Below are 15,043 nucleotides of genomic sequence, written 5' to 3' on the forward strand. Positions count from 1 at the left end.
TCTGGCCGATGCGGGCCTGACGCGATACTGAAAGAGGCGAGATATGGCGTCGGACGATCACAGGGACGACCTGAACACGCGCCAGCGGGCCATGCTTGCACTGGTCCGCGAACAGGGTTTCGTTGCCATCGAGGAGCTCGCTCGCCATTTCGAGGTGACGACGCAGACCATTCGCCGGGACGTCAATGCCCTGTGTGATGGCGGCCTGCTGCGCCGTTATCACGGCGGCGCGGGGCTGGCCTCCAGCGTCCAGAACGAGCCCTACACCGCGCGCCAGGTCTCGCGCCGGGCCGAAAAACAGCGCATCGCGCGCGCGGTCGCCCGCCAGATTCCCGATCAGGCGTCCCTGTTCATTACGCTCGGGACCACGGCCGAAGCGGTCGCAGAGGCGTTGTCGGATCACCGCGATCTGCGTGTAATCACCAATAATCTCAATGTGGCCAACATCCTGATCGATAACGCGTCCTGTGAGGTCATCATCGCCGGCGGGGTCGTGCGCGCGCGCGATCGTGGCGTGACCGGCGAGGCGACCATCGATTTCATGAATCAGTTCAAGGTGGATTACGCCGTCATGGGGATCTCCGGGATCGACCGGGATGGTGCGTTGCTCGACTTCGACTACCACGAGGTGCGGGTGCTCCAGGCGATCATCGCGAACGCCCGGGCCGTGTATCTTGCCGCCGACGCGACCAAATTCGGGCGCAATGCCATGGTTCGCGTGGGTGAGCTTTCGCAGATCGACGCCCTGTTCACGGATGAACCGCCGCCCACCGGCATCCAGCGCCTGCTGGCCGATGCCGGTGCCAGCCTCTTTCTGGCCCCGGAGGAAGCGGGTGCGTGATCGAAGGCCGACCGGTGTACCGGCTTGCGGTTCGGTCGCCGGTCATGCCGCCCGCGGAGATTCCGGTTTCGAATAACGGGGAATGCGGCTAGCAGATTTTCGACTTGTCACAAAAGTGAAAACGGATTATTTTCACTTTCGAACATTCCGCTACCCGAACCACGGCCGACGATGATCGGCACGAGGGGCAACCGCAACCGTGAGCCGATGTTGATGCCGGATTCCGGGACGTTCGATCTACTGGTGGTCGGTGGTGGCATCAACGGTGCCGGCATCGCCCGCGATGCCGCCGGGCGCGGGCTCGATGTCGCGCTCTGTGAGCAGGGGGATCTCGGCAATTACACCTCTTCGGCCAGCACGAAACTGATCCACGGCGGGCTGCGCTATCTCGAATATTACGAGTTCGGTCTCGTGCGCAAGGCGCTGCTCGAGCGCGAGGTCCTTCTCGGCATCGCCCCGCACATCATCTGGCCCATGCAGTTCGTCATGCCGCACGTAAAGGCGCTCCGCCCCGCTTGGATGATCCGTGCGGGGCTTTTCCTGTATGACCATCTCGGCGGCTCCGGGAGCCTGCCCGGCTCCCGCGGCATCGCGCTGCACGGGCATGTCGCCGGGGGGTCGCTACGGCCTGAGCTGAAGAAGGGGTTCGTGTACTCGGACTGCTGGGTGCAGGACGCGCGGCTGGTGGTGCTCAATGCCATCGACGCCGCCGAGCGCGGTGCAACCGTGTGGTCGCGGACGCGCTGCGTGGCGGCCGAACGCCGCGCTGACGACTGGAAGGTCACGCTGCGATCGACCATCGATGGCGATGAGTGGACGGTTCATACAAAGGCGATCGTGAATGCGGCCGGTCCCTGGGTGTCGGAGCTGCTTAACGATACCGGGGGCTTTGCCAGTCGGCATCGGGTGCACCTGGTCAAGGGCAGCCACATCATCGTGCCGCGTCTGTTCGAGCATGAGTACGCCTACATCTTCCAGAACACCGATCGCCGTGTCGTGTTCGCGATCCCGTACGAGCGCGACTTCACGCTGATCGGGACCACGGATGTTCCCTATACCGGCGATCCCGCCGAGGCCCGGACCTCGCCGGAGGAAATCGAATACCTCTGCGACGCGGTCAATCGCTATTTCGCCGAGTCGGTCGGGCCGGACGATGTGGTATTCACGTATGCCGGTGTTCGCCCGCTGCATGATGATTCGGAATCGGGCAGTGCGTCTGCCATGAGCCGCGACTACTCGCTGGATCTGGATACGCGTCAGGCGCCCGTGCTCACCGTGCTCGGCGGCAAGCTCACCACGTACCGGAAACTGGCCGTGGAGGCCATGGACCGGCTGACGCCACTGCTCGGCGGCGACGGCACCGGGTGGACCGGACGGGCGCCGCTCCCGGGCGGGGATATCGGCGAAGCGGGGTTCGATACGTTCCTGGCGTCGCTGCGGCGGCGCTATTCCTGGTTACCCGAGGAGATGGCATGGCGCCTGGCACGGAACTACGGGACCCGTGTCGAGGGCATCCTGGCGGGGGCGGCATCGCTCGACGAACTCGGCCATCATTTCGGGGGCGATCTCTACGAAGCGGAAGTGCGTTATCTTACTCAGCATGAGTGGGCCATGACCGCCGAAGATGTGCTCTGGCGCCGCAGCAAGCTGGGACTGCAACTGACCATGGATGAGCAGGCGGATGTGGAGAACCGGATGGCGAACGGTCTCGCGCATCCGCTCCCCGGGACGGCGAGCCGATGACACTGCGACTGGAAGGCGTCAGCAAGTATGTCCACGGCGAAATGCATATCGATCATGTCGATATGGCATGCGAGCCGGGCCAGGCGACCGTGCTGCTGGGGCTGACGCAGGCCGGCAAGACCACGCTCATGCGTCTGATGGCCGGCCTCGACCGACCGGGCAGCGGCCGGATTTTGATGGACGAGCGCGATGTAACCCGTGTCCCGGTCCGCAAGCGCAACGTCGCGATGGTCTATCAGCAGTTCATCAACTATCCATCGCTCAGCGTCTACGACAATATCGCCTCCCCTCTGAAACTCGCGCGGATCTCGAAGGCCGAGATCGACCGCCGCGTGCGCGCGGAAGCGGAGCGGATGCAGATCGACCATCTGCTTGACCGCCTGCCGGCGGAACTCTCGGGGGGCCAGCAGCAGCGCACCGCCATGGCCCGGGCGCTGGTATGCGACGCGGAACTGCTGTTGCTGGATGAACCGCTGATCAACCTCGACTACAAGCTGCGCGAACAGCTCCGGGAGGACCTCCAGCAGATATTCCGCGAACGCAACACGGTGATCGTATACGCCACGACCGAGCCACTCGAGGCGCTGACGCTCGGTGGCACCACCGCCGTGATGCATGAAGGCCGCCTCGTTCAGCACGGCCCGACGCCGGATGTCTATCACCGGCCCGCAAGCGTGGCCGTATCGCAGGTCTTCAGCGACCCGCCCATGAATCTGTTTGCCGGCGAACTCGAGAACGGCGAACTTTCGCTCGGTGCCGAGGCGCGTTTCGCGGCGCCCACCCATCTGCGCGATCTCCCGCCCGGTCGTTACCGTTTCGGCGTCCGCCCCGGGCAGATCCATCTCCGGAATCCGCAAGAGACGCGGATGGCGCTGACCGGCGAGGTGGAAGTCGCCGAGATCGCCGGGTCGGAGACGTACATCCATGTCCGTCATGGCGAGGCATCGTGGGTCGTGCAGGTCGAGGGCGTGCACACCTACCGGCTGGGGGATCCGATCACGGTCTACATCGAGCCGGAGCGCCTGTTCGCGTTCGACAGCGCGGGCCGGCTTGCCGCCGCCCCGGACTCGGCCCGGCCGGATGCGGGGTAAACGCCGATATGCGCGGGAGAGCACATGGCGAAGATTGAACTCAGGAACCTGGCGCACTCCTACGGCGGTAATCCCTCCGGGCCGGAAGATTACGCGCTGCGTCGCATGGATCACGTCTGGGAAGACGGTGGCGCCTACGCGCTGCTGGGTCCCTCCGGCTGCGGCAAGACGACGCTTCTGAACATTATTTCGGGTCTGGTCCAGCCATCGGAAGGACAGGTGGTTTTCGATGGCCAGGAAGTCAACGCACTGCCGACCGAACGCCGCAATGTGGCCCAGGTATTCCAGTTCCCGGTGCTCTACGACACCATGTCGGTCTACGACAATCTGGCGTTCCCGCTGCGCAACCGTCGTATCCCGGAAGACCGCGTCCGCGAGCGCGTCGAGGAGATCGCGACGATGCTCGACCTGGGAGACGTCCTCAAGCGTAGGGCGGTCAATCTCAGTGCCGATGCGAAACAGAAGATCTCGGTTGGACGCGGCCTCGTCCGCAGCGATGTCGCGGCGGTACTTTTCGACGAACCCCTGACGGTCATCGACCCCCACCTCAAATGGCGGCTGCGGCGCAAACTCAAGGAAATCCACGAGCGCCTGAAGCTGACACTCGTCTACGTTACCCACGATCAGACCGAGGCGCTGACCTTCGCCGACCGGATTGTCGTCATGTCGGAGGGTGAAGTCGTACAACTGGGCACGCCCCAGGAACTCTTTGAGCGCCCGGCCCATACGTTTGTCGGCTACTTCATCGGCAGTCCGGGGATGAATTTCCTCGACTGCGGCCTCGATGGCGATGCCGCGGTCGTCGAGGGTCACCGGATTCCGCTGTCCGAGGAGGTCCTCGCGGCCAGCGGACGAGCCGCGGGGCGTCTGGAGATCGGTATTCGTCCGGAGTTCCTCGAGTTGACCGGTGAATCGGGCGACGGCCTGCCGGTGGAGATCGAATTCGTGGAGGACCGGGGCACCCATCGCCTGGTGAAGACCCGGGCGGCCAATAACGAACTGTTCGTCAAGCTGCGGGACGATCAGCCGGTGCCGGGGGATCGGGCACGGCTGCGTTTCCCGCCGGAATGGACACTGCTCTACGCGGACAGCCGCCTCGTGCGTTGATCCGTGTACTGATCGAGGGGCCGGAGTCGGGCTATGGAAAAAACCTACTATCCGAAAGCGTGGCTGATGGTATTGCCGGTCGTCGCGATCGTTTCGTTCAGCGCGATCGTGCCCCTGATGACCGTCATCAACTACTCGGTCCAGGATATCTTCGGCCCGCAGAGCCGGTACTTCGTCGGCATGGAGTGGTTCCGGGAAATTCTCGGCGACCCGGAGATTCTCGGTGCCTTCCGGCGCCAGTTCCTGTTCTCCTTCGCCGTGCTTGCGATCGAGATCCCGCTGGGTATCGCGATCGCTCTGTGCATGCCGCGCAAGGGCCCGTGGGTATCCGTGCTTTTGATCCTGCTCGCGCTGCCGCTGCTGGTTCCGTGGAACGTGGTCGGCACCATCTGGCAGATGTTCGCGCGTCCGGATATCGGTCTGCTGGGGATCGGGATCAACGGGCTCGGCATCGACTACAACTTCACCGGCAATTCGATCGATGCGTGGGTCACGGTCCTCGCGATGGACGTCTGGCACTGGACATCGCTCGCCGTTCTGCTGTGCTACGCCGGCCTGCAGGCGATTCCGGATGCCTATTATCAGGCGGCACGGATCGACGGCGCATCGCGCTGGGCCATCTTCCGCTACATCGAACTTCCGAAGATGCGCGGCGTGCTCATGATCGCGATCCTCCTGCGCTTCATGGACAGCTTCAAGATCTACGCCGAGCCGTTCGTCCTGACCGGCGGTGGACCGGGCAATTCGACCACATTCCTGAGCCAGTATCTGACGACCATGGCAGTGGGTCAGTTCGACCTCGGGCCCGCGGCCGCGTTCTCGCTCATCTACTTCCTGGTCATCCTGCTGGTCAGCTATGTCTTCTACCAGGTGATCAATAATCTCGGCAAGGGCGTCGGCTGAGGGGGCAATCGAAATGATCGGCAATCAGGACCCACGGAATGCAGCGGCGCCGGACAGCACCCTGGGCACGGCCCTCCGGGCGCGCGTCCCGAATGCGGTGCTGATGCTCTACATCCTGTTCCTGCTGCTGCCGCTGTATTGGATGCTCAAGATGTCGCTGCAGCCCAACAGCGAGATCGTCGCCGGTTTCTCGCTCTTTCCCGCGACGATCACCTTCGACAACTACATCAAGATCTTCACCGACGCGTCCTGGTACACCGGCTACCTGAACTCCATCTACTACGTCGGCCTCAACACCATCATCTCGCTGCTGGTCGCGCTGCCGGCGGCGTACGCGTTCTCGCGTTATCGGTTCATGGGTGACAAGCACCTGTTCTTCTGGCTGCTCACGAATCGCATGGCGCCGCCCGCGGTGTTCCTGCTGCCGTTCTTCCAGCTCTACCAGAGCGTCGGCCTGTTCGACACGCACCTCGCCGTGGCGCTGGCGCACACGTTGTTCAACGTGCCGCTGGCGGTCTGGATCCTCGAGGGCTTCATGTCCGGGGTGCCGAAGGAGATGGATGAGACGGCCTACCTCGACGGCTACAGTTGGCCGCGGTTCTTCGTGAAGATCTTCCTGCCGCTGATCTCGGCCGGTGTCGGTGTGACCGCGTTTTTCTGCTTCATGTTCAGCTGGGTCGAGCTGCTGCTGGCGCGCACGCTCACCTCGACGGCGGCCAAACCGATCGCCGCGACCATGACCCGAACGGTCAGCGCGTCGGGAATGGACTGGGGATTGCTCGCCGCCGCCGGCGTACTGACATTGGTACCGGGGGCGCTGGTGATCTGGTTCGTCCGTAACCACATCGCGAAGGGCTTCGCCCTGGGGAGGGTGTAATCATGGGCTGGATGGCCTGGACGCTCCCCACGGCGATCTTCAGCAGCGCCGTATTCGTCATGCTGGCGCTGATGGCCGTGCTGGAAACGATCTATCCGACGGTGCTTCGCAAGGGTTTTCTGCCCATCGAGACGACCCGGGGAGATCGCCTGTTCATCGGTCTGCTGACCAGCGGGTTCATCCATTTGTTCTGGCTCGCGGGGACCGAAGAGCTCTCGCTCCTGTGGGCCTCCGCGATCTCCGTGCTTTGGCTGGCCGTGCTCCTGCGCTGGGGGTGATCGGCCGGGGCCGGGATGCAATCAGGGAATTCGTCGCCCGCGGTTCGGCCGGGGCGACGATCGATAACGCCGGCGTCGCGATTTCGCCGGCATCAACGAGCCCGGTCGAGCCGGGCGGAGGGGTTTGACCATGAAATGGTTGAGTAAACAGTACGGAGCGGGGTTGGCCGCAGTGGGCGCCGCGATGATCGGCGCGCTCGCGGCGGGACCCGGTGTGAGTCAGGCCGCGACCGAGGCCCAGATGGAGAAGGCGAAGAAGTGGCTGGACGAATTTCAGCCGTCGACGCTGTCGCGTGAAGAGCAGCTCAGGGAACTGGAGTGGTTCATCGATGCGGCTGAGGAATTCCGGGGCATGGATATCCAGGTTGTCTCCGAAACGATCGCCACGCATGAGTACGAGTCCAACACGCTGGCGAAGGCGTTTTCCGAGATCACCGGGATCAATCTGACGCACGACCTGATCCAGGAAGGCGACGTGATCGAGAAACTGCAGACGGAGATGCAGACGAAAACGCCCATCTACGATGCCTACGTCAACGATGCTGACCTGATCGGTACGCACTTCCGTTACGGTGATGTGATTCCGCTGTCGGACTATATGAAAGGCGAGGGCAGCGACGTCACGCTGCCGACCCTGGATCTCGATGACTTCATGGGGACCAGCTTCGCCACCGCGCCGGACGGCAAGCTGTATCAGCTTCCGGACCAGCAGTTTGCGAACCTGTACTGGTTCCGCTACGACTGGTTCCAGCGTCCGGATCTCCGCAAGCGTTTCAAGGAGCGGTATGGCTACGAGCTGGGCGTGCCGGTCAACTGGTCCGCTTACGAGGACATCGCGGAGTTCTTCAGCAAGCACGTGAAGGAGATCGATGGCGAGCGCGTGTACGGGCACATGGATTATGGCAAGAAGGATCCATCGCTCGGCTGGCGCTTCACCGATGCGTGGCTGTCCATGGCCGGGGCCGGCGACAAGGGCATTCCCAACGGCAAACCCGTTGATGAATGGGGGATCCGGGTCGAGGATTGTCATCCGGTCGGCTCGGACGTCCGCCGCGGCGGTGCCGTGAACAGCCCCGCGGCGGTCTATTCGCTGCGCAAGTACATCGAATGGCTGAAGGCTTATGCGCCGCCCGAGGCCGCCGGCATGACCTTCTCCGAGGCCGGTCCCGTGCCTGCCCAGGGCAATGTCGCCCAGCAGATCTTCTGGTACACGGCGTTCACCTCGAGTATGGCCGAGGAAGGCCTCCCGGTCGTCAACGAGGACGGTGAACCGAAATGGCGTATGGCCCCGTCGCCGCACGGTCCGTATTGGGAAGAGGGCATGAAACTCGGGTACCAGGATGTCGGTTCCTGGACCCTGTTCAAGCATGCCGATCCGAAACGCCGCAAGGCGGCATGGCTGTACGCCCAGTTCACGACGTCGAAGACGGTCTCACTGAAAAAGACCCATGTTGGTCTGACGCCGATCCGCGAATCGGATATCCAGCATGAGTCGTTCACCGAACGGGCGCCGGAACTCGGTGGCCTGGTCGAGTTCTACCGCAGTCCGGCCCGACTGCAGTGGACCGATACGGGCACGAACGTGCCGGACTATCCGAAGCTGGCACAGCTGTGGTGGCAGAACGTGGCCGACGCGGTCACCGGTGACGAAACGCCGCAGGGCGCGATGGATAACCTCGCCAAAGAGCAGGACCGCGTGATGGAGCGGCTCGAACGGGCGGGGGTCCAGGAGACCTGTGGACCGAAGCTGAATGAACTGCGTGATGCGCAGTACTGGTTCGATCAGCCCGGTGCACCCAAGCCGAAGCTCGACAACGAGAAGCCGCAGGGCCAGACCGTGGCCTACGACGAGCTGATCAAGAGCTGGCAGTAAGTCGAAGCGCCATCCTGGCGTAATTACTCGAAGTGCTGGCGGGGGGAGCGCGAAGCGTTCCTCCCGCCACTACTTTCAATCGATGATGCCGTCCCGCCGCAGGCGCTCCCGCGTCCCCTCATCGAGTCCGAGTACATCCTGCAGGATCGCGTCCGTGTGCTCTCCCAGTGTCGGGGGCGCCGAGGCCTCTGCAGTGGGGGTTGCCGACATCTTCAGTGGGCTCCCGACCAGCGGCACTGAACCGCCCAGCGGGTGCGGCGCCTGCGTCTGCATCCCGCGGGCCTGGACCTGGGGATCGGCGAATACCTCGTCGATCCGGTTGATCGGGCCACACGGCACGCCGGCCGCTTCCAGCCGTTGCAGCCACTCATCGCTGCCGGCACGCGCGAACACGGACTGCAGGAACGGAATCAGCTCGCCCCGGTTTTCGACACGCGCGCCATTCGTGGCGAAGCGCCCGTCGTCCGCCAGCTCCGGCCTGTCGATCAGTGCGCAGAGTCGCCGGAACTGATCGTCGTTGCCGACGGCGACGATGAAATGGCCGTCGCTGGCGGCGAAGACCTGGTAGGGCACGATATTCGGGTGCGCGTTGCCGAGCCGCTCCGGCGGGTCTCCGGAGACCAGATAGTTCGTGGCCTGGTTGGCCAGCGAAGCGACCTGGACATCGAGCAGGGCCAGATCGATGTACTGCCCCTCGCCCGTGCGGTCGCGCCAGGCCAGTGCGGCAAGGACCGCGATCGCGGCATACAGGCCACTCATTACATCGGCCAGGGCGACGCCGACCTTCTGCGGACCGCCGCCAGGGGCACCGTCGGGTTCGCCGGTGATGCTCATCAGCCCGCCCATGCCCTGAATCAGGAAGTCGTAGCCGGGCCGGTTGGCGCCGGGGCCGGTCTGGCCGAAGCCGGTGATCGAGCAGTAGATCAGGCCCGGGTTGATGGTCGACAGCGAGGCGTAATCGAGGCCGTAGCGCGCCAGTCCGCCGACCCGGAAGTTCTCGAGCACGATGTCGGAGTGGGCGGCGAGGTCGCGCACGATCGCCTGCCCCTCGGTGGTGGTGATGTCCACCGCCACGGACTTTTTGCCGCGGTTGGCCGACAGGTAATAGGCCGATTCACCGCGCTGGTCCGCGTCGTTCCCGGTGAACCATGGCGGGCCCCAGTGGCGCGTATCATCACCGCGGCCGGGGCGTTCGATCTTGATGACCTCCGCGCCGAGATCCGCCAGTATCTGCCCCGCCGTCGGTCCGGCGAGCACCCGCGACAGGTCGAGCACCCGCAGGTGCGAGAGGGCCCCGGCGGTCATCGTGCGGTCAGCCCGTGAAGGCCTGCAGCCCCGTCTGGGCGCGGCCGAGGATCAGGGCGTGGACGTCATGCGTGCCTTCGTAGGTGTTGACCGCCTCCAGGTTCAGTACATGACGGATGACGTGGTATTCGTCGGCGATCCCGTTGCCGCCGTGCATATCGCGGGCGGTGCGGGCGATATCCAGCGCCTTGCCACAATTGTTGCGCTTCATCATCGAGATGATCTCCGGCGCGGCGTCGCCCGAGTCCATCAGGCGACCGGCGCGCAACGCCCCCTGGAGCCCGAGGGCGATCTCCGTCTGCATATCGGCCAGTTTCTTCTGCACGAGCTGGGTCGCGGCCAGCGGCCGGCCGAACTGTTTGCGGTCGAGCGTGTACTGGCGCGCTGCCTGCCAGCAGAATTCCGCCGCGCCCATCGTGCCCCAGGCGATCCCGTAGCGTGCGCGGCTCAGACACCCGAATGGTGCGCGCAGGCCCTTTGCCTCCGGCAGCCGGTTGGCCTCGGGCACGAAGACGTCGTTCATCGCGATCTGGCCGGTCGTCGAGGCGCGGAGCGAGAACTTGCCTTCGATCGCCGGCGTCTCGAGGCCCTCCATCCCGCGTTCGAGGATGAAACCGCGCACGACGTCTTCATCGTCCTTCGCCCAGATGATCAGCACGTCCGCGACCGGGGCATTGGTGATCCATGTCTTGGTCCCGCTGAGCAGCCAGCCGCCCTCCGTCGTGCGGGCCCGGGTTTTCATTCCGCCCGGATCGGATCCGGCATCCGGCTCGGTGAGGCCGAAGCACCCGATCCATTCGCCGCTCGCCAGTTTCGGCAGGTACCGCAGGCGCTGGTCCTCGTTCCCGTAGGCATACACGGGGTGCATGACCAGACTCGACTGCACGCTCATGGCCGAGCGATAACCGGAGTCGACCCGCTCGACCTCGCGTGCGATCAGTCCGTAGCTCACGTAACCGAGTCCCGCGCAGCCGTACGCCTCCGGCAGGGTGCTGCCGAACAGCCCGAGCTCGCCCATCTCCGTCATGATCGCGCGGTCGAAGACCTCGTGCCGGTGCGCCTCGGTCACGCGCGGTAGCAGATGATCGTCGCAGTAGCCCCTGGCGCTGTCCCGGACCATCCGCTCTTCGGCGGTGAGTTGCTGTTCCAGCAGAAACGGGTCCGCCCACTGGAAATCGGTGAAAGCCGGATCGGGCATTGCAGGGCTCCGCTGGTAGTGCGCGTCTGGGAAACGGATTGAGCGTACCTTTCGCGGCACGCCGATACCAGTGCCCCATGCGGACCGTTGTGCGTGGCGAGTCGGCCTGCCGCGGCGGGTGCGAAACAGACCGGGCGGGTGGCCGACACCCGGCGCCCGTGGTGTGATACGGAACGGACGCGTAGGCTGGCTGCAGTCGTGATTCGGGCATACGGGAGGCAACCATGTATCGGCTGTACTGGGCGGCCGGGACCGGCGCGATCGCGCCCGAGGTGATGCTCGAACAGGCGGGCGTACCGTTCGAGCGGGTGGTGATCGATCTGGTGGCGGGCGAGCACCGGGAGCCCGATTATCTGGCGATCAACCCGACGGGTGAGGTCCCTGCGTTGCAGTTACCCGATGGCACGATGATGACCGAGTCGGCCGCCATGGTGCTGTTGCTGGGCGAAAGGTATCCACGGACGGGACTGGTTCCCCCGCCGGACGATCCGGAGCGACCGCGTTTTCTGCGCTGGCTGCTGTATCTGGCGGCCGCCGTCTACCCGATGCTGGCGCGGATGAATCATCCGGAGCGTTTCGCCGCGCCGTCCTGCTGGTCGGAGCCCGATCGCAGTGAAGCGATCCGCTGCCTGGACCGGCAATTCGGTCTGGTCGGGGACGCGATTGCGGGCAAACCGTGGTTTCTGCCCAGCGGTTATGGCGCGCTCGATGTCTATCTGACCATGCTCGCCGGTTGGCATCCGGAAAAGGACGGCATGCTCGCCCGCAACAGTGCGCTCGCGGAACTGGTGAGTGCGACCGAGGTCGATACGGTTTACGCGCGCGTCATGGAGAGACATCGGATGCATCCCCCTTGAACGGGAATCAGGGAGACGGAGGGCAGGGCGCGAGATGGCGAGTCTAGACAGCGCCTTTTGGCTCCATCGGGTGCGTGCTATCGTTCCCGGGGTCTGACCGGCGGTCTTGGAAAACACGGCACATGTGCGCCGTGGATGTCGGCGTGATCCGCTGGAAGTAGACCAACGATCCGCGTCGAGCGAGGGGGAGGGCGAGAACAATAATGCAGCCGGCAAAGACCGGATCGATGCCGAACGAAATCGAGCTCCGCGGATTCAATCGAAGCCTGGCGGAAATCGAATGGCTTCTGCTGATCCTGATATTGGCTTACCTGGTCGTACCAGGCGCCCGCGTTGACGATCCACCGCTCGTCATTGGCGTATGCGCCGGATTCGCGCTGTTCGTCCTCGGTTTCCGCTACGCCAATCTCCTGCGCCTCGAGGCCCGCTGGAAGCTGACCCTCGAGACCTGGGTGATGATCGGCGTGACCGCGGTCGTCGTCTGGAATACCGGCCTGATCGACAGTCCGCTGATCAATCTCTACCTGCTCACCATCATTTTCAGCGCGCTCACGCTGGGGAAGGTCGTAACGCTGCTCGAGGTCGCCTTGATCGCGGCCCTGTACCTGCACGCCGCCCATGCGCAACTGGGTGGCGAGGTGTTCGCTTACCGGACGTTTACCGGCGTGATGCTCAACTTCGCGCCGTTCGTGCTCGTCGCCTATCTGACCTCGCTGCTCGGCGCCGATATGAATATCGCGCGTGCCTCGATGAGAAAGCTGTCCGAGACCGACGATCTCACCGGCCTGCCGAATATGCGGGCCTTCACCGCGGCCCTCGAACGCCAGATCCGCAAAGCGGAGGTCACGGGCACCCCTTTTGGCGTCATGATGATCGACGCGGATGGCCTGAAACCCATCAACGATAATAATGGCCACGATGCCGGTAACCGCATGATCCTCCACATCGTGTCGGCGGTTCATCGCGGTCTGCGGGCCTCCGATCTGGTAGCCCGCTATGGCGGTGACGAGTTCGTCGTACTCGTCCCCGATGCGGATCATGACACCGTGGCGATGGTGGCCGAGCGCGTGCGGCAGTCCGTGGCGAACTCGGCCGTGGACATCGACGGCACGTCCATGAGCGTCACGGTCAGCATCGGATTCGCGGTGTACCCGGACACGGCGAGTGATCCGGATGGATTACTGGCGCGCGCGGATGAAGCGCTGTATGCCGGAAAACGGGCAGGGCGTGATCATGTCCGTGCCTACGACACCCGCGAGGAACGGGCCGCGCGCGAACCCGCGGACTCCTGAGGATCGCCCGAGTCGCTGTACCCGCGCGAGCGGTATGTCATCGCATCGACGGTGGCGAAAATGCGGGCGGCCGGTGCCGCCGGGGGAAGACGCCGCTGACCGGCACTCCATGCCGGTCAGCCGGTCCGGGGGATCTGGTGGAGCCGAGGGGGATCGAACCCCTGACCTTCGCGTTGCGAACGCGACGCTCTCCCGGCTGAGCTACGGCCCCGTTGAAGGCGCGCATTGTAACGCCGTCGCCGCCGCTTGCCCATACCCCGAGCGCACCGCTGTGCAGCGACGCCCGTTGCGGCCTTGCGGCGACGGGCTATATTCAGTCCAGAGGCCGCATCCCGCGGTCCGTCTGGAGTTCGGAAAATGAACCTGAGATCGAACCTGGGCACGATTGACCGCGCCATACGCACGGGTGTGGGCATTGTGCTGGTGCTCTGGGCGCTGGCCGGCGGCCCGGGGTGGGCCTGGCTCGGGCTGGTGCTGCTTGCGACCGCCGCGTTCAGCTGGTGCCCGCTCTATCGCCTGCTCGGGCTGAATACCCGCGAGCGCCCCGGTGGAACCGGGAGTACCGGTGCGCCGAGCCACTGAGACCTCTTCGCTGGACGGTATAAGGCAGGTTGCGGGACATCGGCCGCGATGTCCCGCGGTGCCCGGGAGAGAATGTGGGGCGCTCGATCAGGCCAGTGACTGGTCGAATCCGCTGAAATCGCTGTCCTCGCCATGCCTCGGGCGGCACGGCGGTATGCTGGACTCGCCGCTGCGGGCGGTGGTCGCGTGACGTTCGAAATCCGGATCGAGTATGCCGAGGAACGCCTTCGCCTGCGGCGACAGCACGCGGCCGTTGCGGATGACGGCGCCGTAGGTGCGTTGCGGGAACCACTGGCCTACCGGGATGGCGACCAGATCCTCGTCGCCACGCAGGCAGATGCTGGTGACGATCGAAATGCCGAGCCCGAGCTCCACGAAGCGTTTGATCACCTCCCAGCCCCCGGCCTCCAGCACGACCCGGTAATCGAGCCGGTTCTGCTGGAAAACCAGGTCGACGACATGCCACGTCGAGAGGTGACGCGGCGGCAGGATCAGACCGTGTGCCGCGATGTCCGCGAGCGACAGATGCTCCCGGCTGGCCAATGGGTGGTCGCGCGCCGTGATCAGCATGGGTTCAAAGCTGAACATCGGCACCCAGGTGACGTCCGCGGGCACATCGATCATCGAGCCGACCGCGAAATCGACTTCGCCGGCGCGCAGCAGTTCCATGCCATCGCGGCCGGTCACGTTGTGCAGGTGCGGGTTGACCTGGGGATAGGTATCGCTGAAGCGCTTCACGCTCTCGGGCAGCAGGTAGAGAATGGTCGACTCGCCGGCGGCGATGTCCAACCGACCGCCGGTGACCGATCCGAGGTGGGCCTGGAAGGTGTCGGGGAGTTGATCGATGCCTTCCACCAGCGGCAGGGCGCGGTCGAGCAATGCGCCGCCGGCCGGCGTCAGTTCGATACGCGGTCCGTGACGTTCAAACAGGACGACATTCAGATCCCGCTCCAGCGATTTTACGAGCTGCGAGACCGTCGGCTGACTCAGATGCAGACGTTCCGCCGCGCGTGAGATGTTGCCGGTCTGTGCGGCGAGGCAGAATGCGCGCAACTGCCGGAGTCGATTCGGGGTGGCTGCCATCCTGGGGGTTCCG

The 15,043-nt window shown here is 64.6% G+C and carries 14 protein-coding genes and 1 tRNA gene; 11 read left to right on the forward strand and 4 right to left on the reverse strand.

Annotated elements, in window-relative coordinates; all coding sequences use genetic code 11:
- Positions 1-43: 43 nt before the first annotated feature.
- From A0W70_RS09385 to A0W70_RS09420, 8 genes are all read left to right on the forward strand, one after another.
- Entirely contained in the window at positions 44-841 is a 798-nt protein-coding gene (locus A0W70_RS09385) for a DeoR family transcriptional regulator (protein WP_070989071.1), read from the forward strand.
- A gap of 171 nt (positions 842-1,012) precedes the next feature.
- Positions 1,013-2,584, forward strand: coding sequence for a glycerol-3-phosphate dehydrogenase (glpD, locus tag A0W70_RS09390; RefSeq protein WP_245675850.1), 1,572 nt, complete (start codon positions 1,013-1,015; stop codon positions 2,582-2,584).
- Entirely contained in the window at positions 2,581-3,675 is a 1,095-nt protein-coding gene (locus A0W70_RS09395) for an ABC transporter ATP-binding protein (protein ID WP_070989072.1), read from the forward strand. Before glpD ends, A0W70_RS09395 begins: the two co-directional genes overlap by 4 nt.
- A 24-nt stretch (positions 3,676-3,699) precedes the next feature.
- Positions 3,700-4,782 (forward strand): ABC transporter ATP-binding protein, encoded by a 1,083-nt coding sequence (locus tag A0W70_RS09400; protein ID WP_070989073.1) that lies wholly within the window; start codon positions 3,700-3,702, stop codon positions 4,780-4,782.
- Between the two features lie 33 nt (positions 4,783-4,815).
- A complete protein-coding gene (locus A0W70_RS09405; RefSeq protein ID WP_070989074.1) occupies positions 4,816-5,685 on the forward strand; it encodes a carbohydrate ABC transporter permease in 870 nt (289 codons plus the stop codon).
- Positions 5,686-5,698: 13 nt separating this feature from the next.
- Complete coding sequence (locus A0W70_RS09410) at positions 5,699-6,562, forward strand: carbohydrate ABC transporter permease (RefSeq protein WP_083330908.1); 864 nt, start codon at positions 5,699-5,701, stop codon at positions 6,560-6,562.
- 2 nt (positions 6,563-6,564) lie between these two features.
- Positions 6,565-6,840, forward strand: a complete 276-nt coding sequence (locus A0W70_RS09415) for a DUF2160 domain-containing protein (RefSeq protein WP_070989075.1) — start codon at positions 6,565-6,567, stop codon at positions 6,838-6,840.
- Positions 6,841-6,970: 130 nt separating this feature from the next.
- Positions 6,971-8,713 carry an ABC transporter substrate-binding protein gene (locus A0W70_RS09420; protein ID WP_245675851.1) on the forward strand — a complete coding sequence of 581 codons (1,743 nt, stop codon included), beginning with the start codon at positions 6,971-6,973 and terminating at the stop codon, positions 8,711-8,713.
- Positions 8,714-8,788: 75 nt separating this feature from the next.
- On the opposite strand, the gene A0W70_RS09425 is transcribed toward A0W70_RS09420, so the two are convergent.
- Together A0W70_RS09425 and A0W70_RS09430 are read right to left on the reverse strand one after the other, a co-directional pair.
- Positions 8,789-10,018 carry a CaiB/BaiF CoA transferase family protein gene (locus A0W70_RS09425; RefSeq protein ID WP_070989076.1) on the reverse strand — a complete coding sequence of 410 codons (1,230 nt, stop codon included), beginning with the start codon at positions 10,016-10,018 and terminating at the stop codon, positions 8,789-8,791.
- Between the two features lie 7 nt (positions 10,019-10,025).
- Positions 10,026-11,216, reverse strand: coding sequence for an acyl-CoA dehydrogenase (locus A0W70_RS09430; protein WP_070989077.1), 1,191 nt, complete (start codon positions 11,214-11,216; stop codon positions 10,026-10,028).
- A 224-nt stretch (positions 11,217-11,440) separates the two neighbouring features.
- Between A0W70_RS09430 and A0W70_RS09435 the strand changes: the two genes are divergently transcribed.
- Together A0W70_RS09435 and A0W70_RS09440 are read left to right on the forward strand one after the other, a co-directional pair.
- Positions 11,441-12,073, forward strand: coding sequence for a glutathione S-transferase family protein (locus tag A0W70_RS09435; RefSeq protein ID WP_070989078.1), 633 nt, complete (start codon positions 11,441-11,443; stop codon positions 12,071-12,073).
- Positions 12,074-12,276: 203 nt separating this feature from the next.
- Entirely contained in the window at positions 12,277-13,365 is a 1,089-nt protein-coding gene (locus tag A0W70_RS09440; protein ID WP_070989079.1) for a GGDEF domain-containing protein, read from the forward strand.
- Positions 13,366-13,500: 135 nt separating this feature from the next.
- On the opposite strand, the gene A0W70_RS09445 is transcribed toward A0W70_RS09440, so the two are convergent.
- A tRNA-Ala gene (locus A0W70_RS09445) sits at positions 13,501-13,576 on the reverse strand.
- A gap of 146 nt (positions 13,577-13,722) precedes the next feature.
- Between A0W70_RS09445 and A0W70_RS09450 the strand changes: the two genes are divergently transcribed.
- Complete coding sequence (locus A0W70_RS09450) at positions 13,723-13,947, forward strand: YgaP family membrane protein (RefSeq protein WP_217495423.1); 225 nt, start codon at positions 13,723-13,725, stop codon at positions 13,945-13,947.
- Between the two features lie 87 nt (positions 13,948-14,034).
- On the opposite strand, the gene A0W70_RS09455 is transcribed toward A0W70_RS09450, so the two are convergent.
- Positions 14,035-15,030: a LysR family transcriptional regulator gene (locus A0W70_RS09455; RefSeq protein WP_083330909.1), complete on the reverse strand. Its 996-nt coding sequence runs from the start codon at positions 15,028-15,030 to the stop codon at positions 14,035-14,037.
- Positions 15,031-15,043 lie beyond the last annotated feature (13 nt).

The organism is Halofilum ochraceum (genome assembly GCF_001614315.2).
Lineage (GTDB): Bacteria > Pseudomonadota > Gammaproteobacteria > XJ16 > Halofilaceae > Halofilum > Halofilum ochraceum.